22 protein-coding genes and 1 tRNA gene are annotated in these 24,807 nt (G+C 69.3%); 15 read left to right on the forward strand and 8 right to left on the reverse strand.

Annotated elements, in window-relative coordinates:
• The 7 genes from E1193_RS15925 to E1193_RS15950 all read left to right on the forward strand — a co-directional run.
• The coding region (locus E1193_RS15925; protein WP_132183985.1) for an ABC transporter ATP-binding protein at positions 1 to 653 on the forward strand (653 nt) is incomplete at its 5' end.
• Positions 650 to 1,870, forward strand: coding sequence for an ABC transporter permease (locus tag E1193_RS15930; protein ID WP_132183986.1), 1,221 nt, complete (start codon positions 650 to 652; stop codon positions 1,868 to 1,870). The genes E1193_RS15925 and E1193_RS15930, both read left to right, overlap by 4 nt.
• A gap of 29 nt (positions 1,871 to 1,899) precedes the next feature.
• Entirely contained in the window at positions 1,900 to 2,133 is a 234-nt protein-coding gene (locus E1193_RS33190) for an ATP-binding cassette domain-containing protein (protein WP_243707689.1), read from the forward strand.
• A 238-nt stretch (positions 2,134 to 2,371) separates the two neighbouring features.
• Positions 2,372 to 3,502 carry an ABC transporter permease gene (locus tag E1193_RS32505; protein WP_207922722.1) on the forward strand — a complete coding sequence of 377 codons (1,131 nt, stop codon included), beginning with the start codon at positions 2,372 to 2,374 and terminating at the stop codon, positions 3,500 to 3,502.
• Complete coding sequence (locus E1193_RS32510) at positions 3,490 to 4,287, forward strand: FtsX-like permease family protein (protein ID WP_207922723.1); 798 nt, start codon at positions 3,490 to 3,492, stop codon at positions 4,285 to 4,287. The genes E1193_RS32505 and E1193_RS32510 overlap by 13 nt, the downstream gene beginning before the upstream one ends.
• Positions 4,288 to 4,393: 106 nt before the next feature.
• Positions 4,394 to 5,575 (forward strand): monooxygenase, encoded by a 1,182-nt coding sequence (locus E1193_RS15945; protein ID WP_243707691.1) that lies wholly within the window; start codon positions 4,394 to 4,396, stop codon positions 5,573 to 5,575.
• Positions 5,576 to 6,612: 1,037 nt separating this feature from the next.
• Positions 6,613 to 7,776, forward strand: a complete 1,164-nt coding sequence (locus E1193_RS15950; RefSeq protein WP_132183988.1) for a hypothetical protein — start codon at positions 6,613 to 6,615, stop codon at positions 7,774 to 7,776.
• A gap of 207 nt (positions 7,777 to 7,983) precedes the next feature.
• On the opposite strand, the gene E1193_RS15955 is transcribed toward E1193_RS15950, so the two are convergent.
• On the reverse strand, positions 7,984 to 8,586 hold the full coding sequence (locus E1193_RS15955; RefSeq protein WP_132183989.1) for a disulfide bond formation protein DsbA: 603 nt from the start codon (positions 8,584 to 8,586) through the stop codon (positions 7,984 to 7,986).
• Positions 8,587 to 8,784: 198 nt separating this feature from the next.
• Positions 8,785 to 9,243, reverse strand: a complete 459-nt coding sequence (locus E1193_RS15960; protein WP_279433352.1) for a DUF664 domain-containing protein — start codon at positions 9,241 to 9,243, stop codon at positions 8,785 to 8,787.
• Positions 9,244 to 9,433: 190 nt separating this feature from the next.
• Between E1193_RS15960 and E1193_RS15965 the strand changes: the two genes are divergently transcribed.
• Genes E1193_RS15965 through E1193_RS32515 form a run of 3 tightly spaced genes read left to right on the forward strand, consistent with a single transcriptional unit; the run spans position 9,434 to position 13,010 of the window.
• Entirely contained in the window at positions 9,434 to 11,260 is a 1,827-nt protein-coding gene (locus E1193_RS15965; protein ID WP_132183990.1) for a hypothetical protein, read from the forward strand.
• Positions 11,257 to 11,568, forward strand: coding sequence for a hypothetical protein (locus E1193_RS15970; RefSeq protein WP_132183991.1), 312 nt, complete (start codon positions 11,257 to 11,259; stop codon positions 11,566 to 11,568). The genes E1193_RS15965 and E1193_RS15970 overlap by 4 nt, the downstream gene beginning before the upstream one ends.
• A gap of 5 nt (positions 11,569 to 11,573) precedes the next feature.
• Positions 11,574 to 13,010, forward strand: a complete 1,437-nt coding sequence (locus tag E1193_RS32515) for an MOSC domain-containing protein (protein ID WP_207922724.1) — start codon at positions 11,574 to 11,576, stop codon at positions 13,008 to 13,010.
• Between the two features lie 273 nt (positions 13,011 to 13,283).
• On the opposite strand, the gene E1193_RS15980 is transcribed toward E1193_RS32515, so the two are convergent.
• Genes E1193_RS15980 through E1193_RS15990 form a run of 3 tightly spaced genes read right to left on the reverse strand, consistent with a single transcriptional unit; the run spans position 13,284 to position 14,979 of the window.
• The gene (locus E1193_RS15980) at positions 13,284 to 13,745 is read right to left on the reverse strand and encodes a nitroreductase family deazaflavin-dependent oxidoreductase (RefSeq protein ID WP_132183992.1); all 462 of its coding nucleotides are present in this window, start codon (positions 13,743 to 13,745) and stop codon (positions 13,284 to 13,286) included.
• A complete protein-coding gene (locus E1193_RS15985) occupies positions 13,742 to 14,500 on the reverse strand; it encodes a VOC family protein (RefSeq protein ID WP_132183993.1) in 759 nt (252 codons plus the stop codon). Before E1193_RS15985 ends, E1193_RS15980 begins: the two co-directional genes overlap by 4 nt.
• The gene (locus E1193_RS15990) at positions 14,497 to 14,979 is read right to left on the reverse strand and encodes a MarR family transcriptional regulator (protein WP_132183994.1); all 483 of its coding nucleotides are present in this window, start codon (positions 14,977 to 14,979) and stop codon (positions 14,497 to 14,499) included. The genes E1193_RS15985 and E1193_RS15990 overlap by 4 nt, the downstream gene beginning before the upstream one ends.
• Before the next feature lie 259 nt (positions 14,980 to 15,238).
• Between E1193_RS15990 and E1193_RS15995 the strand changes: the two genes are divergently transcribed.
• A complete protein-coding gene (locus E1193_RS15995) occupies positions 15,239 to 15,586 on the forward strand; it encodes a DUF952 domain-containing protein (RefSeq protein WP_132183995.1) in 348 nt (115 codons plus the stop codon).
• Between the two features lie 347 nt (positions 15,587 to 15,933).
• Here E1193_RS15995 and E1193_RS16000 read toward each other — a convergent pair whose 3' ends face one another.
• Together E1193_RS16000 and E1193_RS31910 are read right to left on the reverse strand one after the other, a co-directional pair.
• Positions 15,934 to 18,720: a BTAD domain-containing putative transcriptional regulator gene (locus E1193_RS16000; RefSeq protein WP_279433350.1), complete on the reverse strand. Its 2,787-nt coding sequence runs from the start codon at positions 18,718 to 18,720 to the stop codon at positions 15,934 to 15,936.
• A gap of 121 nt (positions 18,721 to 18,841) precedes the next feature.
• On the reverse strand, positions 18,842 to 18,991 hold the full coding sequence (locus E1193_RS31910; RefSeq protein WP_165945750.1) for a hypothetical protein: 150 nt from the start codon (positions 18,989 to 18,991) through the stop codon (positions 18,842 to 18,844).
• A gap of 80 nt (positions 18,992 to 19,071) precedes the next feature.
• Here E1193_RS31910 and E1193_RS16005 point away from each other — a divergent pair, with 80 nt between their 5' ends.
• From E1193_RS16005 to E1193_RS16010, 3 genes are all read left to right on the forward strand, one after another.
• Positions 19,072 to 19,974 (forward strand): IS30 family transposase, encoded by a 903-nt coding sequence (locus tag E1193_RS16005; RefSeq protein ID WP_207922726.1) that lies wholly within the window; start codon positions 19,072 to 19,074, stop codon positions 19,972 to 19,974.
• A complete protein-coding gene (locus E1193_RS33800) occupies positions 19,880 to 20,194 on the forward strand; it encodes an IS30 family transposase (protein ID WP_279433353.1) in 315 nt (104 codons plus the stop codon). The genes E1193_RS16005 and E1193_RS33800 overlap by 95 nt, the downstream gene beginning before the upstream one ends.
• 2,032 nt (positions 20,195 to 22,226) lie before the next feature.
• Positions 22,227 to 23,744, forward strand: a complete 1,518-nt coding sequence (locus E1193_RS16010; RefSeq protein WP_279433351.1) for a recombinase family protein — start codon at positions 22,227 to 22,229, stop codon at positions 23,742 to 23,744.
• A 2-nt stretch (positions 23,745 to 23,746) separates the two neighbouring features.
• On the opposite strand, the gene E1193_RS16015 is transcribed toward E1193_RS16010, so the two are convergent.
• Positions 23,747 to 23,830, reverse strand: a tRNA-Leu gene (locus E1193_RS16015).
• 208 nt (positions 23,831 to 24,038) lie between these two features.
• On the opposite strand from E1193_RS16015, the gene E1193_RS16020 reads away from it, so the two are divergent.
• The coding region (locus E1193_RS16020) for a tetratricopeptide repeat protein (protein WP_207922728.1) at positions 24,039 to 24,807 on the forward strand (769 nt) is incomplete at its 3' end.

Genomic DNA, 24,807 nt, shown 5'->3' on the forward strand with positions numbered 1-24,807 from the left:
GCCGGGTCTACCCGGGCGGGGTGGTCGCGCTGCGGGGGGTGTCGCTGTGCGTCGGGTACGGCGAACTGGTCGCGGTGGTCGGTCCGTCCGGGTCGGGAAAGTCCACGATGCTGAACCTGATGGGCACGCTGGACCGGCCCTCCGGCGGCACCGTGCGGGTCGATGGGTACGACGTGGCGGAGCTGTCCGACCGTGAGGTTTCGGCGTTGCGGGCGGCCCGGATCGGGTTCGTGTTCCAGCAGTTCCACCTGGCGCCGGGGGTCGGCGTGCTGGACAACGTCGCTGACGGGCTGCTGTACGCCGGGCCGCCGGTACGCCAGCGCCGCCGTCGTGCGGCGGCCGCGCTGGAGCGGGTGGGCATGGCGCACCGGCTGGACCACCTGCCGCACGAGCTGTCCGGCGGCGAACGGCAGCGGGTGGCGATCGCCCGGGCGGTCGTAGGTGAGCCGGCGCTGCTGCTGGCCGACGAGCCGACCGGAAACCTGGACACCGCCACGGGCGCCGCCGTGATGGCACTGCTCCGGGAGCTCGCCGCGGCGGGTACCACCGTAGTGATCATCACGCATGACCGGGACATCGCCGCGGGCCTGCCGCGCCGGGTGCAGATGCGCGACGGCCAGATCGTCGCCAACGCGCAGGTGCCGGCCCGATGAGTGTCGTGACGGACGAGCGGCCCGCCCTGCGGGCCCGGCGGCTGCGGCCGGACGATGTGCTGCGCGTGGGCAGCGCGGGATTGCGTACCCGGTCGACGCGGGTGTTCCTGTCCGCGCTGGGCATCGCGATCGGTATCGCCGCGATGGTGGCGGTGGTGGGTATCTCCACCTCCAGCCAAGCGAACCTGCAACGCACCCTGGACCGGCTGGGCACCAACCTGCTCACCGTCGGCCCCGGCAGGAGCCTGTCCGGCGAGGAGGCGTACCTGCCCGACGAGGCGGTCCAAATGATCAGCCGGATCCCGCCGGTGACCTCGGTCAGCGCGACGGGAGCCGTGACCGACGCGAAGGTCTACCGCAGCGACCGCGTCCCCAGTGCACAGTCCGACGGCCTAGCGGTGCTGGCCGCCCGCACCGACCTGCCGACCACCGTGGGAGCCCAAGTAGCCTACGGGGTCTGGCTCAACGAGGCCACCGCTGGCCACCCCGGTGTCGTCCTGGGCAGTGTGGCGGCGCAGCGGTTAGGCATCGGCGCCGCCGGCGTCGACGTGCAGATCTGGCTCGGCGGGCACTGGTTCACCGTCATGGGCATCCTGCACCCGGTGGAGCTGGCGTCCGAGCTCGATACGGCCGCGCTGATCGGCTGGCCGGTGGCGCAGTCCCTGCTCGGCTTCGACGGTCATCCCACCACGGTTTACACCCGCACCCGCGAGGACGCCGTGGAAGATGTCCGATCGGTGCTCGCGGCCACGGCCAACCCGCAGCACCCCAACGAGGTTCAGGTATCCCGGCCCTCCGACGCGCTCGCCGCGGAACAGGCCACCGACCGGGCCTTCACCGGCCTGCTGCTCGGCCTCGGCGCGGTCGCCCTCCTCGTGGGCGGCGTGGGCGTGGCGAACACGATGGTGATTTCGGTGCTGGAACGCCGGGCGGAAATCGGGCTGCGCCGCTCCCTGGGCGCGACCCGGGGTCAGATCCGGCTGCAGTTCCTGGCCGAAGCCCTGCTGCTGTGTGCGCTCGGCGGTACCGGTGGCGTCCTGCTCGGTGTCGCCGTCACCACCGCGTACGCGCGTACCCAGCACTGGCCCACCATCGTGCCGGCCTGGGCCATGGCCGGGGGCGTCGCCGCCACCCTCGTCATCGGCGCCGTGGCCGGCCTCTACCCCGCGGTCCGGGCCTCCCGGCTGGCGCCGACCGAAGCACTGGCCATCCCATGACGCGGTTCGACTTCGAGGAAGGAACGACGATGGCAGACGGAGAGCCTGTGCTGCGCACGCGCGGGTTGCAGATGCGGTACGGCAAGGGGGCGGGGTTGGCCCGCGCGTTGGACGGCGTGAAGCTGGAGGTCGCCGCCGGGGGGACACTGGCCGTGATGGGGCCTAGCGGGTGCGGAAAGTCGACGCTGTTGCACCTGCTGGGTGGCCTGCAGCGGCCCTCGGCGGGGGAGGTGCGGCTGGCGGGCGCCGCATCGACGGGCTGAGCGAGCGGGCGCTGGCTCGGCTGCGCCAGCAGGCGATCAGGGTTCGTCTTTCAGGCCTTCCATTTGATGGACGAGCTCACCGCAGCGGAGAACGTCGAGCTGCCGGCGCTGCTGGCGGGACGCTCTCCGCCGACCGGTTGATCTCGATGCGCGACGGCACCCTGGTCGAGGAGACCAGACCGGCGCACGGCAGCGGCGAGCCGGTGGCCGACCCGGCCGGATTGGAGGGCTGAGCGCGATGGGACGCATCCTGCTCGTTTGCCGGCTCGCTGGACGAGACCTGCGGCGCCATCTGGCCGGGGCCGCGCTGCTGCTGCTCGCGATCACGGCCGCCACGGCCACGCTGACCCTCGGGCTCGTCCTGCACGGGGCGGCCAGCCAGCCGTATGAGCACACCCGGGAGTCGACGGCAGGACCCGACGTGGTCGCCAGTGACGCCCCGTTCGGCGAGGGCCAGGGCGCTGCCCTCGCCGCCCTGGAAGCGCTGGTCAAGGCGCCCGAGGTCGTCGACTACAGCGGCCCGTACCCGCACACTCGGGTGATCGCGGGGGCTGGCGACGTCACCGCGCCGGTGTGGGCGCAGGGACGCGACGCCGATCCCGCCCCGGTGGACCGACCGGCACTGACCGAGGGCGGCTGGGTCCGCGACGGTGGCGTGGTGTTAGAGGCCACCCTCGCCGAAGCGTTCGGCGTCGGCGCCGGCGATACCGTCACATTGGATGGCCGAGCGTTCCAGGTGGCCGGAGTCGCCGTCACCGCCGCTGCATGGCCGTATCCCAAGGCGTGCCTCGCCCCCTGTGTGTTCGGAGCCGCCGAAGCGAGCGAGGAGGAGCAGGAGGCCGAGCAGGCCGGGCCGCCGCCTGCCGGGGCGCCCGGACCGGGATTTGAGCCGGCGGGCGGCGGAGTGCTCAGCGGCATCCAGGGCGGGCTGGTGTGGCTCACCAAGGCGGACGCCCGCAGCCTGGTCCCATCGGAGGAATCCCTCTCCTACGCCGTGTACCTGAAGCTGGCCGACCCGGCCGACGCCCCGGCGTTCGTCAACGCACACTTGCGGGACGGCGTCGACCCGGCCTACGGGCCAGGCTCCGCAGGCTGGTCCATCGCGGACTGGCAGGAGATTCGTGCCGGCCACAGCTGGCTTGTCGAGAAAAGACGAAACGCCTTGCTGGGTGGCAGCTGGCTACTCGGTCTGCTCGCGCTGGCAAGCATCACCGTGCTCGTCGGCGGCCGGATGGCCGACCAGGTCCGACACGTCGGACTACTCAAAGCGGTCGGCGGCACACCGAGCCTGGTCGCGGCCGTGCTCCTCGCCGAGCACGTCGCCGTGGCCCTCCTGGCGACAGGGCCGGACTGGCGGTGGGCCTGCTGACGGCACCGCTGCTCACCGATCCCGGCGCCGGCCTGCTGGCCACCTCGGGTACGGTGCCGTTCACCATGTCCACGATCGGGCTGGTGACCGCCGTCGCGCTGACGATCGCGGCCATGGCGACCTTCGTACCCGCCCTGCGCGCCGCCCGCGTCAGCACCGTCCGTGCCTTGGCAGACGCGGTCCGCCCACCACATCGCACGGCCTGGCTGATCGCCCTCTCGACGCGCCTGCCCACCCCGTTGCTGCACGGGATGCGGATTGTCGGCAGGCGCCCGCGCCGCACCGCGTTGGGCATAGCCGCGGTCGCGATCACCGTCGCCGGGATCGTCGCCGCACTGGCTATCCATGCTCGCCGGGACCTTGAGGACGACATGACCGGGGGCGCCGATCCGCGCATGGCCTTGAGCCAGGCGCTGATGCTCGTCACGATCATGCTGATCGCCCAGGCGGCCGTCAACGCGATCTGCATCAGCTGGGCGACCACGCTCGACACCAGGCGCTCCTCGGCGCTGGCCCGCGCGCTTGGCGCGACCCCGAATCAGGTCAGCGTGGGGCTCGCGGCGGCACAGGTGCTTCCCGCGCTCGCCGGCGCCATCCTGGGCCTCGCCGGGGGAATCGGACTGGCAGAGATCCTCGACGAGGATCCCGTGGCCGTCCCGCCGCTCTGGCAGTTGCTCGCCGTGGTCCTGGGGTGCGTGGTCGTGATAGCCGCGCTCACCGCCATACCAGCCCGAATCAGCGCCCGTCGCCCCGCGGGCGAGATCCTGCAGACCGAACTCACCTGAGCCGACGAACCTTCGCCGAATGCTGGGAGGCTTCATGTCCTTCGTATCCGCACACCGCCGCAGATGCTCGCCGCTGAGCCGCGGCCCGACGACAGCGGAGGCACAAGTGAGACGTGCAACGGGAATCGGCGGGCGGCTCGTGTTGGCGGCGACGGTCCTGGCCGTGGTCGCGACGAGCGTGGCGTGCGGTGGTGACACCGCCGATCCCGCCAGCCCAGCCCCATCGAGCGGCTCGACCCACCATGGCCACGGCCAGTCCGCGTCGCCATCGCCGGCACCGCTGCGGGCGGGTGAACGATTCGTCACGCTGACGATGCCACAGCCGTATTCGCCGGTCGCGCCGAACGATGGCACCGACGAGTACCGCTGTTTCCTGGTGGATCCGAAGCTGTCGGCCACGGCTTACCTGACGGGCAGCCAGTTCCTGCCGCAGAACGCGGACATCGTGCATCACGCGATCTTCTTCCAGATCGCACCGGCGGACGTGCAGCAAGCTCGCGAGGCGGACGCGCGCACTCCCGGCGAGGGCTGGCAGTGCTTCGGCGATTCGGGCATCGACGGTGGCGCGTGGGTGGCCCACTGGGCGCCAGGCGCGAACGAGGTGCTGTTGGACCCCGGCCTGGGATACGAAATGCCTCCCGGCGCGCAGCTGGTCATGCAGGTGCATTACAACCTGCTGGCGACCAACAGAAAGTCAGGCAGCACCGACCAGTCAAGCATCAGGCTGCGCCTTGCCGACGACAGCACCCCGACGACCGCATTGGACACCTTGCAGCTACCCGCGCCGGTCGAGTTGCCCTGCACCGCCCAAGAGAGCGGCCCGCTGTGCGACCGGGACGCAGCGATCCAGGACGTCACCCGCCGCTTCGGCGAGGCCGTCGGCGACAACGCCGAGCAATTGGTCCAGCGGTGCGGCAAGGGAAAGCCGGTACCCGGGGCCACCCAGCACTGCGACTATCCGGTAGAGGACGCCGCCACCATCTACGCTGCGGCAGGACACATGCACCTACTCGGCCGATCCATCAAGATCGAGCTCAATCCGGGTGCCGCCGGCGCCAGCACCCTGCTAAACGTGCCGCAGTACAACTTCGACGACCAGGCCATCCGACCGCTGGCCACCCCCATAAAGATCAAAAAGGGGGACGTAATCCGGGTCACCTGCACCCACGACGCCAGCCTGCGCAAGATGCTGCCCCAGCTTCAGCACCTTCCACCACGCTATGTCGTATGGGGCGACGGAACCGCGGACGAGATGTGTCTCGGACTGCTCATCGGCACCCGGTCGTAGGAATTCCTCGGACCGAGCGGGCCACCGGCCATGCCAGCGACCTCCCCTCACGAACCGGCGAAGGGCTGTCGGCCTGCTCGGCTCCACCTGTCAGCCGGGCTCCTGGCCGGCGGTCGGCGATGGCGCGTCGCGAATACGTATCACAATCCGGGTTTCGGCTTGCCTACCCCGCCATGCCGAGACGCGTACCCAACGCGTACCGAGACGCGGCACCACGGCGGACATTCTTGCTGGTGGGACATCGTCTGGCGGGTGCGGTCTGAGACTTACGGGAAGGGCGCCGCGAGCGTGGGGTGGGAGCACGCGGAGCGTGCGCTTCTACGCGTTCACGTCAGGGTGCCTACCTTGTTTGACCTGCTCTGTTAGGTGGTGTCAGCTCGGGTGAGGTCCGGGGCGTGTTCGGGTGACCTGACCGCTGCCGTCTGGGCGGTGTCGGCATGACGGTGCGGCGTCCGGATGCTGCGGGCGGACAGTCCCAAGCTAGTCGCATCCGGGCCTGGCCGAGATCGGCGTCTTGTGGTGCACGGGCGAGGCTGTTGCGCGGCAGCGGTCGCCGGCCGTTGGGTGTCGTGGTGGATCGACGTGCGCCGCGCGGCTGCCTCGACCTTGGCCTGCGACGCGGTCGGACGTACGAACAGCGTCCAGCCGAGATTTTGCTGATCCTCGCCTCCGGGCCGTCCCGCCCGGCAGGGGCGAGCGGCAGCCAGTGACTGCGCGTAGTTGCCGATCGGAGCGTCGTCGCTCTGACGACGCACTACTTTGTTTGATATGCAGGTGATCGTGAGGCTCCTCGAACTGGGCACGCAGTGCGTCGATCACCCTGCATATCAGGCGTTATGCGGCCCGCCAGGGCGCAGGTGAACGAAGTTCACCCGCATAATGCCGATGTGCGGACGCCGCGCGGTTGCGTTCAGTCCGAGGAAGGCTCTCGGACCGAGAGAGGCTTCAACACCGGCCACGCGTCGGCATGCGGTGACCGGTCCCGGGCGACGAATTATTGGTCGACCAGGCACTCTCCAGCCCCGATACTCGCAGCCGTGGTCGCGTTGCCGGTGCTGTGGCTGTATGGGGCGTCGGGGGTCGGGAAGACGACCGTTTCCTGGGAGTTGTTCGTCCAGCTCGCCAAGGAGGGTGTAGCCACCGGCTACGTCGACATTGACCAACTCGGGATGTGCTATGCCCCGCCGACCCGGCAGCACTGGGCGCCCGAGCCCGCCGACGATCCGGGTCGGCACCGGCTCAAGGCCCGGACGCTCGATGCGGTTGTGGCCAACTTCCAGGACGCGGGTGCCCGGTGCGTGGTCGTCCCGGGCGTCACCGACCCGGTTCGCGGGGTGGAGACCGACCTCGTGCCGCATGCGGTGCTGACCATGTGCCGGCTGCGCGCCGAGCCTGCGGACCTGGGCCGGCGGCTGGCTGCCCGCGGCCGCCCGACTGTTGACGACTTCGCGGAGGAGTTCGCGTACGCCGACGCCCTCGACCGGGCCTTCGCGACCGTCCCGTGCGTCGACACCACCGGGGTCACCGTCGCGGAGGTCGTGGACCGCGTCCGGGCACGAACCGGCTGGCCAAATCTGGCGGGGCCGGTCGAGAAGCCGAGCCCGACACGGCAGGTACCGGACCCCACGCCAGGGGAGATCCTCTGGCTGTGCGGACCGGCCGCCGTCGGCAAGTCAACCGTCGGCTGGCAGGTGTACCAGCAGGTCCGCCGCGCCGGCGTCAACGCCGCGTTCGTCGACCTCGACCAGATCGGCTTGCACCGCCCGGTCCCGGCCGACGACCCGGGCAACCACCGGCTCAAGGCAGCCAACCTCGCCGCGGTCTGGCGCGTGTTCCGGGCCGGCGAGGCGGGATGTCTGATCGCGGTCGGCCCGCTCGACCGGCCGGAGGATGTGACCGCGTACACCGCCGCGCTGCCCGCCGCCACGATCACGCTGTGCAGGCTGCACGCGAGCCGGGAGGTACTGGCCGACCGGGTCGCGCGCCGCGGCCGAGGCCTCACCTCCACATGGGGCCTGGCCGGCGACGAGCTGATCGGGCAACCACAGGCGCGGCTACGCGAGATTGCGGATCAGGCGGCGCGGACCGTCGACGCCCTGGACGGGGTCGGTGATCTGCGAGTGGACACGGACGACCGGCCCGCGGACGAGATCGCCGCGGAGATCCTGGGCCGTACCGGCTGGCCGTCGCTACTTCGGTGAGTCCGGTACGCAGAGCAGATACGCGGGTTCCGGAACCCACGTCGTTGGGCGAGGACGCAGTCCGGTTGGCCACCTGCCGTTCGCACCCACTGGTAGCTGGGCCACACCGGTGGGGCCGCAGCCCACGTCGGGTACGAAGTGGGCGCCTGGCTCTCGGCGCCATCTGACCGTCCCGTCCCCGGTTTCGTCCGGCGGGTGGTCAGTGAGTTACCAGACGGGCGGCTCGTGGGGGCGACCCTTGAGCTCGTGGAATCCATCGGCCTCAGCGACCAGGAGCGTACCGTCCCACAGTCGGCCCGCCGCCTCACCCTGCGGCACCCGGGATATCACCGGTCCGAACCAGACGATCGGTCGCCCGGGCTCGGGTTCCACCACGGTGATCGGGGTTCCGACGTGGTTTCCGATCTGGCTGGTCCCGGTCGTGTGTGACGCCCGCAGCACCACGTCGTGGTCTGGCGAGTCCCAGGCGGTCGCCAGGTCCGCGGGCAGCCCGGCCGCGGTCAGCACCGTGTCGACCGGACCCCAGTCGCCGCTATGGGCCATCGCGCCGTACCGGTCATAGAGGCGGCCAACTGCGTCTGTGCCGTACCGGTGCTGGACAGCGGCGAAGAGGCGAGCCGGTCCCCACAGGAATCCGTCCGGCTCGTTCTCCGGATCGTCGTCGCGGCCCTCGTTCAGCACGGACAGGCTCATGATCTGCCACACGACGCGTACCGGGCGGACCTGCTCGACCTCGCGCATCCACCGCGAGACGAGCCAGGTGTACGGGCAGCTCGGATCAAACCAGAACTTCGCCGTCATCTGGGGCATTGCATCAACGTATCCCGATCATCTGGGTGGCCCACAACCGCAGTGCGGCCATTGCGCGTCGAACCCCTCAAGATCAGGCGCGCGGATCTGCCGCTGACCGAGCGCTACCCACCGTGACGAGGATCGCGGAGACCCTGCGTCCGACCGCGCCGAAGAGCGGATGCTGGACCTACCGACTGCACCGACGGGACCGGGCGACTATCCGAAGCGGTCAGCCAGCTTCGTCAGCTTGGTGACGTACGCCGGCCAGTCATAGTCGTCGGGGATGGTGGTGTTCTCCCGCCGCAGGCCGATCGCCGTGTCGTGCTGCTCGCGCATGATGTCGGCGTGACCGGCGTGACCGGCGTGACGGGCGAGGTCGCCGGTCATGTGGACAATGATCCTTTGCAGCGTCACGTCCTGTCCACCCGGCCGCCACCACGGCACCTGCCCCGGCGCGTCGAGCGGTAGCTGTTCGATCGTCTGGTCCGCGAACACTCCGACACGGCGATACAGGTCGATCAGCCCATCCTTCGTCTCGTCCTCGCGTGCGTACCAGTCTGCCTGCGGGTCCTCCTCGAACGCCTGCATGGGGACCAGGTCCTCAGACGTCGGGAATTCGCGCCCGAGGTGATAGTCGGTCCAGACCTTGTGCGCGTTGAGGAGCGAGGGACCGATGACGTGACCGTAGACGGACAACCGTGATCCGGAACACCATCACCCAATCTGGAGCCGTCGGATCCGTCAGTCGCGGTGACTTGAAGCCCTCTTCAGCGCCGCGACAAGACGCCCTTTCGCAGCACCGGTCGATTCACGGGACGTACCTGGGCCTGGTGATCATGGGTCGCGGTTGGGTTGACTCTCTACCGTGACGACCGAACCCTCGCTGCCGGCGCGGCTCGCCGTGTCGGGGGAACGTCTCGGGTGGACCTTCATCGACCGCGACCGCTACTGGCGGCGCTTCCCGGAGCAGGCGCCGGAGCTCGGCGAAGTTCCGGCGGAGTTGCACCGGCGCGTTGAGATGGCGGAAAGCGACGGCCGGCGCGCCCTCCGGGTGGGTGGCATCGGCATCGTTCTCGCCCTGATCGTCGGGGTCTGTGGCGCTCAGATGGTTGACGATGACAGCCAAGGCGCCGTCGGCGTCCTGGCGGTGCTGCTGCTGATCGGCGGGGTCGGCCTCGCCGGTTGGCTCGGCCACCAACCAATGGGCGCACGGCAGGCGGTCCGATCCGCCGAGGAACAACTTCGACGGGAGTACGCCGACGCGTACGCCGACTGGGATCAGCGCCGCGTGTGGTTCGACGAGAACCAGCAGGAAGCCGTGGACGCCATGCCGGAGTGGAGCGCCGTCGCGCCAACGGCGGGCAACCGCCGGGTGGACATCGTCGGCGGCAGCACGTACGGCTGGGAGGCGCTCCTCACCGTCTTCGGCGGTTCGCTGCTGGCCACCCGAGGCCGGATGACCCTGGTCGACTTCACCGGCGAGGCGCTCTGCGGCGAACTGATCGAGCTGGCCCGCGCCACCGGCCGCAGCGTGGCCGAGCTGACACGGTTCGACCCGACCGGCGGCCTGGAATTGGACGAGTTGGTCGCCTGCCTGGTTGATGCGATGTACGGTGACGCGCCAGGCGCCAGCAGAGCCGACCGCTCGCAGGACACGCTGTTGCTGACCGAGGTGTGCGGGGTGCTGTCGCCGGAGCTGACTGTGGCCCGCCTGCTGGCCGCCGTACGCGTGCTGCTGGATCGCCCGGCGCAGGACGCGCTGACACCGGCGGAGACCGACCGGCTGCTCGACCTCCGCACCGACGAGAGCCGCCGGCACCTGCAGGGGCGCCTGCACCGGATCGAGGCGTTCGTCCACCCGCTGGAACACGTCGGCGGCGACCCGGCCCCACCCGTAGATGCCGACCTGACCTGCTTGATCTTCGGCGATGACCCGCACAGCGCGCGCCGCGAGCTGCTCAAGGACCTGCTGGTGCGGTCGCTGACCCGGCAGATCCGGCGAGACCCGGCCGGCCTGGGCTCGTTGATCCTGATTGGCGCCGACGAGGTCGACCATCGCGTCCTGGAACAGCTCGGCACGCTGTGCGAGCGCGGCGGCATCCGGCTGGTGCTGCTCTTCGCCCACCTGCGTGACGAATCGCTGCGCCTGGTCGGCGGTGGGGAGGTGGCGTTCATGCGGCTGGGCAACCATCGTGAGGCGGCGCAGGCCGCGGACTTCATCGGCAAGGGGCACCGGTTCGTGCTCAGCCAGCTGACCAGGACGCTGGGCGGCAACGAGACCCACACCGAGGCGGAGACCACGGGCGCGGCTGCCACCGATACGACGACCACGAGCACGAGCACGACGGCCCGCATCGGCCACGGGAGCAGCACGAGAAGCGGCTCGGCGAGCTTCACCCGCAGCTGGAACCGGACCGAGTCGCTCGCCCGAGGCAGCAACTGGAGCGACGCCGAGGCGGCGCAGCGGGTGTATGAGTACGCCGTCGAGCCTCGGGTCCTCCAGGATCTGCCCGACTACGCGCTGATCATGGTGCAGCGAGACGACGGCGAGCCGGTGGTGCGGGCGGTCGAGGTGAACCCGGAGATCGTCATGCTGCCGCGGATGTCGATGGAACCCGTCGCACTGCCGCCGCTGCCCGGACCGGACGAGGCCCTTCATCCGATCGAGGAACAGGTTCGGCCGGGCTCATGACGACGGCCGCAGCGCTGTTCGCGAGCCTGGAGATCAGCCGGGTCCAGGAATTGCCGCGGCGCGACGGCGGGCCGGACGCAGGCCGCCGGCTGCGACTGGCCGGGATCGTCGCCGCCTACCATTCCGGCGCGTCGGTGCTGCTCGGCTGGCATCGGGCGGCTAGCGACCGGACGATCGAAGTGTTCGCGGCCGGCGGGGTACGCGGCACCCCGGACCGGGGCGGTCTGCTGCCGATGTCGCTGCCGCCCGGCGCGCTCGGCCTTCCGGACCCCGGCCTGCCCGACCGGCTGCGCGCCCTTCCGGCCTGACCTGCGTGACCGTCCTGATCGACGGGCTGATCGCCGAGGATCACGAGCCGCGCGAGGACGATCGCGGGCCCACTCTCGAAGACGGACTCCTGCACGTCTGGCAGGCCGGGTTCGCCTGGCTGGTGCTGGCCGAACCGGTGCCGGCGGGCGAGGCCGGCGACGCCGCCCGGGCGGTCGCCCTGCAGGAACGCCAGGCTCGGGCCAAGGCGCAGTCGCCGGAGCAGGCGGTGGCCGCCGACCGGCTCGCCCGCCTGCACCGTGAGCTGCAGCAGGGCCGGTCCACCGGGCTGTGGCGGGTGCACATGCTCGCCGGCGGCGAGTCGCCGGGCGCCGCCTCGGCCGTCGCGGGCCTGCTGTGCGCGTCCATCGACGTGTCCGGTCTGCCGTACGCGCTGACGCCCGGTGCGGCCGGCGGCAACCTGGACGTGGCGCTCGACCGCGACGACGCGCCGAAGGTGGTCGGGTCGGCGCTGCTCGCCGCGCTCACCGTCACGCCCGCCGACGAGGTGCCCGGGGTTCGCTTCACGGTGCGCCCGGAGTTCGACGTCAACCCGGAGACCGCCGGGCGCGACGACGACGCGCTGGTCGCCGGCGTGGTGCTGGACCGGGCCCGAATCGTGGCCGGCCCGCTGGAGCTGCCTGCTGGACCGCGTGACGGCTGTGGTGTTGATCGGCTTCGGGATGCGGGTAGCCGCGCAAGCCAACTGACAAGCAACTCGTGGGAGGGACGGACGTGGGCACGGTGCTCGGGACGATCGAGCGGATCTGGCGGTACCCCATCAAGTCCACCGGCGTTGAACGAGGCCGCCGTGGATGCCCGGGGCCTCGTCGGCGACCGGCTCTACGCGGTGCGGGACGCCGAGGGCAAATTCGGCTCGGGCAAGAACACGCGCCGGTTCCGACGCTTGTCAGGGCTTTTGCAGTTACGGTCCCGTTATGCAGGGGGAGCAGCCACGGAGGTGCCCGAGCTGTTGGACCCGGACGGCGAGCCGGTGCCGGACCCGACCTCCTATGTGCGGCACTACCTGGGCCGGGACGATGTCGAGGTGGCCCGCGAGGGCGCGATCTCGCACTTCGACCAGCTTCCCCTCAGCGTCCTGACCACCGCCACCCTCGACTGGGTCCGCGCGGCCGTTCCCGGCGTCCCCGTCGACGAGCGCCGGTTTCGGCCCAACCTGCTGGTGCGGACGCCGCCGGGCACACCTGCCTTCGTCGAAGACGCATGGTTCGGCAGCACCGCCCGGATCGGCGATGACCTGCGGATACGGTTCGAGCGCTCCAGCGAGCGATGCGTGATGACCAACGAGGCCCAGCAGGACCTGCCGCACTCCCCGCTGATCCTGCGTGCCATCGCCCAGGCCCACGACATGAGACTGGACGCCCAGGCCACGGTCACGCAGCCAGGACGGGTACGACTCGGGGACACCGTCGAACTGACCTGACGCACCGTCCGGGATCAGTCCTCGTCATCGGGCCTCCTCGGTAGCTTCCCTTCCGGGGACACCACTCGACCTGAGCCGCCCTCTCATCGCAAGACAACACGGTCAACGACGCTCAGGCGGGCAACCGTGTGTAACGAGCGAATCGCGGCAGATCCGCGCACGGGATCTTGGTTGAGATCGAGCCGTTGGCAGAAAGGGGATGCCCTCGTAGCGAGGATGGAGGTGCGATCGGTTCGACATCCCATCTGTCCGCCAGCCGGTCGGGTACTGGCGCTATCGGCGAGGCGGTTGGCCGGTGTCGGTGTTGGGCTGGAGGATCACGACCGGGATCTGGCGACTGGTTTTGCTGAGGTATCTGCCGTAGTCGGGCCACAGGTCGGTCATCATTCGCCACAGTCTTTCCCGCTCATCGCCGGTTGCGGTGCGGGCTGTAGCGATGACGTGTTCCGCGGCGACTTGCACCCGAGCTTCGGGGTTCGCGAGGAGGTTCAGGTACCACGAAGGATGATGCGAGCTGCCGCCGTTTGAGCCGACGACGATGTATCGGTTGTCGTCCAGACCATAGATCAGGGCGGTGCGGCGGAGTTTGCCAGACCTGCGGCCCCGCGTGGTGAGCAGTAACGTTGTGACTCCCCAACGGTGGTGTCCTTGGCGGCCGTCGGTGTCAACGTAGCGACGGATGTGCTCGGCCACCCATCCGGTTGGGCTGTTCAGGATTTTCTCGTCGGCGGTCATTGCGCGCCCTCGTCCGCCGCGTTCCCGGACACGGTCGGCGGGACCCGAGCGGCCAGCGTCGTTCGGAGCTCGGCGATCCTTCGCAGGTCGTCGCTGAGGCGGGTCTCGTCCGCTGTGGTCAGCGGCAGGGCCGCCGCGTCGGCGAGGAGGCGCTGTGCGCTCGTAGGGTCGTCGAGCCGGATCGCGATGTCCGCGCGCAGGACTAGCGCCCGGAAGCGCAGCGCCGGCTCGGCATCGGTATCGGCGGCCAGCGCGCCGTCGAGCACCTTGGCGGCTGTGGTGAAGTCTCCCTTGGCGTCGGCCAGTCGGCTGCCCGTCTCGAGCGCGCGATCGAGGCGGCTGCGTGGTGACGCGTCGGCAGACCGCTCGGGGATGGGCTGGCCGATGCGGATGTAGTTGCCGGCGGGGTCGACGACGATGAATTGTCGGACGCCGTAGAACGGCATGTCCTTGAGCGGGTTGATGCGTGGGACGCCGCGTGAGGGGACCTTGCCGAGTATGCCTCTGATGCCGGCGGTGAACGCGTCGTAGAGCCCGTCGGCGTCGGTGGTGGTCACGTAGCAGGTACCCCAGTTGTTCGCCGGCTGCAGGTCCTTCAGCACGAAGAAGTGCAACTCGATGCCGCCTCGCCGGACCGAGGCGTAGGTGTTCGGGCGCTGCTGTTGGTAGGTCACCTCGAACCCGAGCGCGCGGTAGAAGTCGAGGGTGTCGTTGATGGATTTGGCCGGCAGGATCGGAATCATGGTCTCGGTCACGTGGGAGCCTCCACCGTCTCGGCGTTGTGTTGTGGGTCCCGAGCACCGCCGGGATCGTTAAGACGGCGCAGGACGGCCAACGCCGTGGTGAGTTCGGCTTCGTCGAACCGCTCGGCGAGCGTGTTGGCCCACCGAGCTTGGACCTCGCGGATCCGCTGCATCGCCCGCTGGGCCCGCGGTGTGATCACCATGAGTTTGGCGCGGCGGTGGTGCGGGTTGTCCCGGTAAGTGATCAAGCCGTCGCGTTCGAGGGCATCGGCGGTCTGCTGCACGCTCTGTCTGGACAGGCCCATGATTCGCGCCACGTTTGCTACTGGCGCAGGCGCGTGCTCGACCACGCCGAGGACCTGCCAGCGCGCGCTGGTGAGACCGAACGGCCGGGTGAGCTCGTCGCCTTCGGCCAACAGAAAGCTGTTCGCGCGGAACACTTCGATCACGAGGTCGGACAGCAGCACGCCCGCCACCGACAATTCAGACATGACAGGATCCTGTCATGTCGACACGTGCTTGTCAAAGCTGTGAGTTGTGGTGCAGCTGCATCCGCCGAGTCGTCTGGCCGCAATCGACAGTCCGAAGAATTTCGCGAACATGCGCGCTCATCGGCCAGTTCAGGCTGCAGACAGCAAAGACTGCTGGCCACCCAGCGTGACGGCGCCCTGCTGGCCCGCGCGCACGATCGGCGGCAGATCCGGATGGAAGGAGATCGGTGACCGATCACCCCCCGGTACCGTCCCCGGCATGACGTATCTCCTCCACATCACCGAACGGACGAACTGGGAGACCGCCCTCCGGACGGGCTGGTACCGCACCTCGACGCGAGGCGTATCGCTTGACGAGCAAGGCTTTATCCACTGTTCCCTGCCCCACCAACTACGCGCCGTCGCCGAGTACGTCTACGGCGACGCCGATGACTTGGTGGTGCTGGTCATCGACAGCGAACGCCTCAGCGCACCGGTCAGGTACGAAGCCCCCGAGCCCAGCGCCGACATGTACCCACACATCTACGGGGCGGTACCAACCAGCGCAGTGAGCGAAGTTGTGCCGGTCGAGCACGACAGCGAAGGACGTATGCTGCTGCCCGAGTAGCGGACCCAGCCTGGACGGCGCGGGACGAAACAAGGTCGCGAGGATCGAGCATCCCAGGTCGCGGTAGGTCAGCATGGGGTTGGCCTACCTAAAGGATGTCTCGTAACTGGGTGTGGGCCCAGACGTCCTCGCCGAGTACATCTCCGGCACGTCAGCCGAGCCCCGTAGTGCACCCAGACGGTCAGCTCAACGTGATCGAGGGCGACCTCTCCTACCCCAGTTCGCGGCGCCGAGTCCTCACCATGCCTGTGTCTCGCAGGCAGGTTCCGGCAAAGTCGTCGGGTGATGTCGAGTAGTGCCAGCGGGCGGGTGCTGTCGCGGTCGTGGTGGCGGTCAGCCCTACGGGCTCACTCTGTAGTCGCCAGCTTCGACCTGATGCTGGCGGCCTCCGGGTGGTCGATGTCGTCGAAGATGGTTAGCGCAGCCCGCCAGCTCTGCCGGGCCGCCTCGTGGTCGCCCGCCGAGGAGTGGGTGTCGCCAAGCCGGGCCAGGTGGGAGGCCTCGTGGCGGCGGTCGCCCATCTCCCGGCTCTGATCCCGCGCCCGCTGGTAGTAGCTGATCGCCTCCGGATGGCGCCCGAGTTGGTGGTACGCGTGCCCGAGGCTGTCCCAAACGTCGGCCATCGTGGCCCGTTCCCCGAGTTCCTCCAGGATGGGTAGGGCCCGCTCGCAGTACGCGATCGCGGTCTCGTGCTCGCCGACGAGGCTGTGCGTCCACCCGACTCCGTTGTACGCGACTGCCAGCACCCCGCGGTTACCGGAGCGCTCGGCGAACTCGAGCGCCTGCAGCGCGTGGTGCAGCGCGTCGTGATGGTTGCCCTGCTGTTCGGAGAACCACATCAACCCGAGGTGCGTACGCGCGCTGCCGGTGTGGTCGCCGACCGCGGCGTACAGGTCGATGGCCTGGAGGCTGTGCCCTTGGGCCTGATCGCTCCGGCCGAGCATCAAGTGCGCGTAGAGCAGTCTGCGGTGGATGTCGGCTTGGCCGGGCTGGTCCCCGAGTCGCCGCGCGGCACGAAGGGCGGCTTCCTGGACGCTGACTTGGTGATGCCAGTGCCCTCGCCAAAGGAGGAACGTCGCCATCGACCAGCCCAGCTGCTGAATGTGCCGGTCGAACCGTGCGTCGGTGGTGCTGTGCACGACGGCGAGGAGAACGGCCAGTTCCTCGGTCAGCCATTGCCGAGCACCGGTGTTGTCGGTGAACACCTTAACCACGACTCCAGGCGATGGCGGAGCGGGGCTGATCGGGTCGCGAGCTGCCGGCAGCCATTGGTCGGTCGCATGGGCGCTGAGCAGGTAGTAGTCGAGCATCCGCCGCTGGGCGGCGAACCGGTCGTCCTCGCTATCCTCGGCGTACGCGAGCTCAGCTGCGTAGGCTCGGATCAGGTCGTGGAAGGCGTAGCGGCCGGGAGTGTGCTCGGTCAGCAGGTGCGCGGCGCACAGCATGTCCAGCAGGCGGCGGGTCTGTGGAATGGGCAGGCAGGCGAGGCTGGCGGCCGCGGCCGGGCCGATGTCGGGGCCGGGGTGCAACCCGAGTAGCCGTAGCAGCCGGGCCGACTCCGCACCCAGGGCGTGATAGGACCAGGAGAAAACCGCCCGTACGTCGGTCGCCGCGTCCGGTCCGGTGAACGCGTCGAGCGGGTTGCCCGCGTCGGCCAGTTCCGCCGCCAGCGCCGACAGCGGCAGGGTAGGTCGGGTGGCGGCCCGGGCGGCGATGATGGCCAGCGCGAGGGGGAGCCCGGCGCAGGCGGTGATGACGGTGTCGACGGCGTCCGGTTCGGCCGCCAGCCGGTCGGGGCCGAGCCGGCGGGCCAGCAGCAGCCGCGCCCGGTCGGCGTCGAGTCCATCGAGCCACAACGGCCGGGCGCCCTCCGTGGCAACCAGGCTCGCCAGGTCGCTGCGGCTGGTGACCAGCACCATGCTGCCCGGCGACCCGAGGAGCAGCGGCCGGACCTGCTCGGCGTCGCGCGCATTGTCCAGCAACAGCAACATTCGGGCGTCGGCCAGCTGGCTGCGGTAGAGCCCCGCCAGAGCCTCTATTGTGGTCGGATGTTTCGCGGGTGAGACGCCGAGCAGCTCGAGCAGCGTACGCAGGGCGGCGTCGGACGGCATCGGCTGACCGCCCGGGTCGAACCCCCGCAGGTTCAGGTACAGCTGTCCGTCCGGGAACCGGCCGCGTACGCGGTGCGCCCAGTGCACAGCCAACGCTGTCTTCCCGATGCCGCCACTGCCGCCGATCGTCGCGATGACCGTCGCCGATCGTGGATCACCGGCGCTATCCAGGATGTCGTCGAGCTGCTTGACGGCGTCGTCCCGGCCGGTGAACCCGGCGATGTCGGCGGGCAACTGGGTCGGTGCGCCGATTCTTGGTCCGGTCACCGGCGCAGCCGGGGCCCGCTTCCGCGGAGTCTCCGGCGCGGTCTTTCCGGGGACGAGGTGTGGGTCTTGGTGCAGGATGCGTCGGTGGAGTTCGCGGAGTGCGGGTCCAGGTTCGCTGCCGATGTCGTCAACCAGTCGCTGGCGCAGGGTGCGGTAGTGAGCGAGAGCGTCGGCTTGGCGGCCGGCCGCGTACAGGGCGACCATGAACTGTCCGGCGAGGCGTTCGTCCAGCGGGTGCGCGTTCAACGCTGACGTCACGTCGGCGAGTACGTTCGTGTGGTTTCCGCTGCGGAGCAGGACGTCGTTGCGGTCGAGGATGGCCGCCCAGCGTTCGCGTTCGAGCCCATCGGCGACGGCGTGCAGCCAGTCGCTGTCGACATCGTCGAACGGCGTACCGCGCCAGAGGGCGAGGGCGTCGCGCCACAGTTCGACGGCTTTGGCATCGTCGGCGGCGCGGGCGCGGGCGACCAGGTCCCGGAACTCGTGGATGTCCACGATGACGGGGTCGACGCCGAGCAGGTAGCCCCGACCGCTCCGGACAGGTGCCGGGCCTCCGGCCGCTTCGAGCAGCGTACGCAACCGTGAGAGATAGGTGTGCAGGGTTTGTCTGGCTCGTTGGGGTGGCCGTTCGCCCCACACGCGGTCGATCAACTGATCGACGTTGACTGCGGTCGCGGGCTCGACCAGCAGCGTGGCCAGCACTGTGCGCTGACGGGTCGGTCCTAGTTCGACAGCTCCGTGGATCCCATATGCCACTACCGGTCCCAAAACGCAGAACCGCAAAACGCCCCCCTTCCCACCCGGTACCTCGGGTGGTCGCGTTAACCGTAGGCGATGACTGCCAGGCGCCCTGGCATGCAGGGGCCCGGCAGAGTCGTCAGGTGATGCCGAGCAGTGCCAGGGGGCGGGTGCTGTCGCGGGCGTGGTGTCGGTTGGCGGCGGCGATGTTGGTGGCCCCGGTCAGGCGTAGGGCGCTGATGGCGGCGTTGCGTAGGGCGCTGATGGCGGCGTTGCGTAGGGCGACCATGATTTGGGGTTTAGATTCAGACGATCAACGCAACGCTGCTGGTGGATGGGTGGATCGTGGCCCGGATGGGTCGGCCGGGAATGTCGGACGCGATGAAGGAAGACTTGTGGCGGCGCTGGCGTGCCGGTGAGTCCATCAGCGTGATCTCTCGAGGGCTGAGCAAGCCGCCCGGGTCGGTCTTCACGGTGCTGAAGCATCACGGCGGGATCGCACCGGCCGAGCGGGTGCGCCAGGCGGATCGGTTGACTCCCGAAGACCGGGAATCGATCTCTCGTGGTCTCGAGGCCGGCGCCTCCATGCGTTCGATCGCCATGTCCATCGGCCGTCCTCCCTCCACGGTGAGCCGGGAGGTCGCCTGCAACGGTGGCCGGCTGAAGTACTGTGCGTTCGCCGCCGAGCAACGCGCCCTGGAACAGGCACGTCGCCCGAAACCGTCCTCCTTGCAGAACAACGCGGTGTTGCGTCAGCTGGTGATAGAGCTGCTGGAGACCGAGTGGTCCCCGGAGCAGATCGTCGGGCATCTGCGGCGGACGCAGCCCGACAACCCACTCATGCGGATCAGCCACGAAAGCATCTACCGCGCGATCTACACGACCCGGTGGAAGGTGATCCCGCGTGAGCTGTGCGCCAAGCTGCGCACGGGCCGTCCCATCCGCAAGAACAAGAAGAACACGGTCAAGGGCCAGTGGCGTTCCCAGATCACCAAAGCACGGCCGATCGAAGAGCGACCTGCCGCGGCCGACGCGCGGAGCGAGCTCGGCCACCTCGAGGGTGACCTCATTGTCGGAGTCAAGAACAGCCAGGCCGCGACGCTGGTCGACCGCAAGTCGCGCTTACCTGACCATGGTGGCGCTGCCCAGCCGACACACCACAACGGTCATTGCTGCCCTGCAACATGCGTTCTCACTGATGAATCCCCGCCAGCTCAGCACTCTGACCTGGGACCGCGGCATGGAACTCGTCGGTCATCGATTGCTCGCTGAAGCCACCGGAGTCGATGTCTTCTTCGCCGCACCGTGCAGCCCATGGCAGCGGGGCGCCAACGAGAACACCAACAAGCTGATCCGGCAATACCTACCAAAGGGCACCGATCTCAGCATGCACAGCCAAGCTAATCTCGATGCCCTGGCCGCCCGGCTCGACCGCCTGCACGGTCCGGCCGCGCAACCGGTCTTTAGCGATCTTTTGAGGTGTTCCGGATAGGGGATCAGCAGGCCGGGCCAGGCCCGGTCCAACCCCTCCGGCGGGCTCGACCAGTCAAAGGGCTTTGCCAGGTTGACCCTGCCGCCGGAGAACCTCGCGCCGCTGAAGTCGACCAAGCTGGTGCGCGCACTGGCCACCACGCCACGGAGCTGGCGGCTCTGGTCGGAGATCTTCTAGGCCCGCGGGATCCCTGGCCCCGGCACGAGGGGCATCATAGCGCGACTCGCGTTCGGGTCGCGACGCGGGCGTTCGTCGCCGGCATTCACCGCCACGCCGACGAGGCGGGTGTCGAGTTCGTCGACTTCAAAGCCCGGCCAGCGTAAAACGTGGCCCTGCCAGCAGATTCAATTCCCGTGCAAGTGTGGCTCAAACCTCCGCTGGCACACTTCCGGTGCTCCGGTTCGGAGCGGTAGCGCGTTCGTTGTCCATAATAGAAAGGCACCTTCATATGGTAAGAACACGGCGATGGATCGTAGCGCTCACAAGCGCTGTCATCCTCACGTCGGGCAGTCTCGTTGCGGCTTCCCCGGCATCGGCCGATCCAGTTGGGCCAGAGATCTCCTACAAGTACTCGGTGAGTGTCCTGTCGACGACGTCGGGTTACCGAGGCGGCCAACTGGCGACGTGCTCGGCGGGAACAGGTGGAACCTGCAGCTTCTCGTGGACGAAAACCGTCAGTCGTAGCATTGACCTCAGCCTTGGCGCGTCGCGGTCCTTCGTCGCCGGTCAACTTAGCTGGAGCTCAGGTTCGTCGGTGTCCGTCACGGCAGCCTGTACCTCCCCGAAATTCACTTCGAACAACCAGATATACCGCGCTTACGCGCAGGGGACGAGGAAGACATACAAGATCACCCGGAAGACCTACATGGGCAAGATCAATCCTAGATTGATCTCAACTGAGACGTCAGGCACGCAGGTGGGTTTCAACCCGACTGGTGTCGCCTGTGCCATGGGTACCAAGTAGACGCCCTCGGCCTCCTGTGATCGAAGCGTTCTTTGCAGAGGAGACGCAGGCTGGCCGCCGCCTGAGCTGATGTCCGTCAGGATCGCTTCATGATCAGGGCGTCCTTCGAGTCGTTCTAACGACTTGAAGGACGGCCTGATCATGACCTCACCGTTGTACCGGTGGCTTGGCTGTGCCCGGTCCGCGCCGTGCTGGACTGGCTCGACGCCGCCGGCCGCCGCGACGACCTACACCGCCCCGGCCACCACCGCCCCGGCGAGACCCCCTGCTGTCCGGCATCACCCTCGGCGGGAAGGTACGGGACGGCGCACTGACCGACCGGCAGGTCGCCCGCACGGTGAAGGCACCGCCACGGCCGCCGGCCAACCTGCCGAGGTCGTCGACCAGCTCGCTGGCCACTCCTTGCGCGCCGGGTTCGCCACCGCCGCCGAGGCCGCCGCCCCGCCAGCCACACCTACTACGACCGCAAACGCGCCGAAGGCAAGAAACACAACGCCGCCATCATCTACCGGGTAACTCAAGAGCTTCGGCGAGGGTGCGCAACACCGGGTCGTTGTCGCCTTACGGGAATCATTGAGACGGTAAGCACCAGCAGGGGCCCGACTGGTGGTTCCGTTCGGCATCGGCCAACTCAGCGACGGCGGCATGTCCGGCCAGCGGTTCACGGTCGGGCGCACCTTGCGCTGCCTGAGCTTGGACACATCCAGCCCCGACGGCGGGGAATAGTGGACGCCTGGCACATTTGCGAAGCGTGGGAACCACAGTGGCACCTGTGGGTTCATCTGACGCCCTTCCTTGCAACGGCGCCCGAACGCGGCGCCGCGTTGCTGAACCAGCACGTAACGTACCGACGGTCGGCTACGTTGTCACGCTGCGCCGCCCCGGCGGAGCCCTCATCCAGCAGCTGGGCTGGCCGTCAGACCGTGCCTAGATCGCTGTCCGTCAGCCGACCGGCCGGAGGCCGGCGATACCGCCCGAAAGGGTGACAGAGCTGCGCGAATCGATCGTTCCTCCTACTCTGGACGTGGGAACCATGATGGGGTAGATGTGCCGATCGTGGAGGTCCTTATGGCGACGAGGACGACGGCAGAACCGGGACGGAGCACTCTTTCGTCCTGGGCCGCAGGGCAGCGGAAGCTACGGCCACAACGGTTCACCCCGGCTGCGGATGGGCTGCGGTTCGCGTTCTATGGACGGATGTCCACCGTCGACTCTCAGGATCGGGCGTCGTCGTGCCGGTGGCAACGCGACTACGCCGGCGACCTGGTCGCCGGTCATGGCCGGATCGTGGTGGAGTTCTTCGACGAGGGCGTCTCCCGCCGAGTGCCCTGGCCGGACCGGCCGCAGGCGGCACGGCTGCTCGCCGCGGTGACAGACGCGGCACGCGGGTTCGACGCGATCGTCGTCGGTGAGTACGAGCGCGCCTTCCACGGCCAGCAGCTTGAACAGTTGACTCCCACCTTGCTCAGGCACGGCGTGCAGTTGTGGCTGCCGGAAACTTACGGGCCGGTGGACTTCGACAACCCCCGACAGCTGGCGCTGCTGGACCTGCTGGGTGTGCGCTCCCAGCGGGAGGTGTCCCGGGCCCGGCATCGCACCACTGCGGCCATGCGCGCTCAGGCCGAGTTGCAGGGTCGACATCTCGGCGGCCGTCCGCCTTACGGTTATCGGCTTGTGGACGCAGGCCCTCATCCGAACCGCGCTCACGCCGCCTGGGGACGCCGTCTGCATCGCCTGGAACCCGACCCCGCCACCGCGCCCCATGTTCGGTGGATTTTCGAGCAGCGGCTCGCCGGGCGCAGCGTGGCAAGCATCACCCGCGCCCTCAACGACACCGGCGTTCCCTGCCCGTCCGGCGCCGACCCGGCACGTAACCCACACCGCAGCGGCCAACGCTGGATGCTGACCACCGTCGCGGCGATCCTGGCCAACCCCCGCTACACCGGCCGCCAGGTCTGGAACCGGCAACGCACCGACCACGACGACATCGAGCCTGACGGCACCATCACCAGACACCAGGAGATCCAGCGCTGGAACACCGCCCCGCACTGGGTCATCTCTCGCCAGATCGCCCACCCACCGCTGGTCACCGAGGAGCAGTTCGTCGCGGTGCAGGCCATCCACACCGCACCCACCCCCGCTGACGGCACTCCCCGCCGATACATCCTGGCCGGCCTCGTCTGCTGCGGCGTCTGCGGCCGGATCATGGACTCCCACTGGGTGCACGGCCGACCCGGCTACCGCTGCCGCCACGGACACACGAGCACCCGCACCAGGACCTCCACCCAACCGAAGATCCTCTACATCCGGGAAGACCACCTGCTCGACCGCATCCGACACGACCGCGGGCTACACCGTCGCCATCCCGCACTGCGCAGCCCCGACCCGGAAAAGCTGGCCGCCTACTTACGCACCAACAACATGATCATTGTGTGTGACCACCACGCATGGACCATCGAAGCCGAGACCGCGATCTACCCGCTCACCCCGGCGGGGAGCTTCCTCGCCACGACAGCAAAAATCCCCGCCCAACGGGACGGGGATCACGCAAAACACGAACAACCATCACAGTTCGTGTGGAAATAACGTGTCCGAGGGGGGACTTGAACCCCCACGCCCTATACGGGCACTAGCACCTCAAGCTAGCGCGTCTGCCATTCCGCCACCCGGACCTACTCATCCAACCTACCCGGACGACTGCCGCGAGTTTCCCGCCAGCCGGCCGCCCTGGTGGGCCGCACGGGGCATTACTGTACACGCCCGAGGTGGATCATGCACATCGCCATCCGGGCGGCGCATCTACCCAACTCAAGTGGGCGGAAATCGGGACACGGGTGACGCGGGTAGCGTCACGGCGCGACTGCGGGCAGCATGGCTCCCGTGGCACAGCCCTCCCCTCTCGCCGTCGTGCAGCAGCGGGCCCTCGCCCTGCGCGCCGCCGGTGATCTCCCGGCCGCCCGCCGCCTGCTCACCGACACGATCGCCTCCGCCCGGCCCGGGTACGGAGAGGACCACCCGGATGTGCTGAGCACCGCCCACCTACTGGCGCGGATGCACCGCGAGGCCGACGACCCGGCCGGTGCCCGCCGGGTGCTGGAGGAGGCGTACGCCGCCGGCGAGCGCCGCTGGAACCCGGCCGACCCGCTCATGTTGGCGATTTGCTTCGACCTCGCCCAGGTGGCCGAGGAACTGGGCAACCGGCATGAGGCACGCCGCAACTTCACCCGGGTTGCCACCCACGGCCCGGCGGTGCTGGGCGAACAGCATGCCGCGGTACGGGTCGCCCAGCAGTACCTTGGCGTGGCAGCCGCGCCGACGCCTCTCCATGCGCCCGTCGGGTCTCCCCCAACGGCGCCCCACGCCCGGCCGGTGCTGCCGAATTCCGTGGCGCAACCCGGGCCGGTCGTGCCACCCGAGCCCGTTCGGTCCGCGGATCCGCGGAGCGCGGGCAGCCAGGGCTGGCAGCCTGCCTCCCCGGCGGACGGTCGCACCCGCCAGGCGTCACCGCCAGTACACCAGCCCCCGGCACCGCACGTGCCGTTGCCCCGGCAGCAACTGTCGGCGCCGCCGGGGCCGAGGCCGCCCGCGCCAACGGCGCCCTACCAGCCGTCCGTACCGGTGGCACACGCCGGGCCGGTCGCCCCGGCCC

Origin of the sequence: Micromonospora sp. KC606 (genome assembly GCF_004348675.1) — a bacterium.
Lineage (GTDB): Bacteria > Actinomycetota > Actinomycetes > Mycobacteriales > Micromonosporaceae > Micromonospora.

Bases quoted from the DNA above. Each gene is read 5' to 3' on its own strand.
- E1193_RS15930 (WP_132183986.1), top strand. From the start codon at position 650: ATGAGTGTCGTGACGGACGAGCGGCCCGCCCTGCGGGCCCGGCGGCTG.
- E1193_RS33190 (WP_243707689.1), top strand. From the start codon at position 1,900: ATGGCAGACGGAGAGCCTGTGCTGCGCACGCGCGGGTTGCAGATGCGG.
- E1193_RS32505 (WP_207922722.1), top strand. From the start codon at position 2,372: ATGGGACGCATCCTGCTCGTTTGCCGGCTCGCTGGACGAGACCTGCGG.
- E1193_RS15955 (WP_132183989.1), bottom strand. From the start codon at position 8,586: ATGCCCCAGATGACGGCGAAGTTCTGGTTTGATCCGAGCTGCCCGTAC.
- E1193_RS15970 (WP_132183991.1), top strand. From the start codon at position 11,257: ATGACGACGGCCGCAGCGCTGTTCGCGAGCCTGGAGATCAGCCGGGTC.
- E1193_RS15980 (WP_132183992.1), bottom strand. From the start codon at position 13,745: ATGACCGCCGACGAGAAAATCCTGAACAGCCCAACCGGATGGGTGGCC.
- E1193_RS15990 (WP_132183994.1), bottom strand. From the start codon at position 14,979: ATGTCTGAATTGTCGGTGGCGGGCGTGCTGCTGTCCGACCTCGTGATC.
- E1193_RS15995 (WP_132183995.1), top strand. From the start codon at position 15,239: ATGACGTATCTCCTCCACATCACCGAACGGACGAACTGGGAGACCGCC.
- E1193_RS31910 (WP_165945750.1), bottom strand. From the start codon at position 18,991: ATGGTCGCCCTACGCAACGCCGCCATCAGCGCCCTACGCAACGCCGCC.
- E1193_RS16005 (WP_207922726.1), top strand. From the start codon at position 19,072: ATGTCGGACGCGATGAAGGAAGACTTGTGGCGGCGCTGGCGTGCCGGT.
- E1193_RS16010 (WP_279433351.1), top strand. From the start codon at position 22,227: ATGGCGACGAGGACGACGGCAGAACCGGGACGGAGCACTCTTTCGTCC.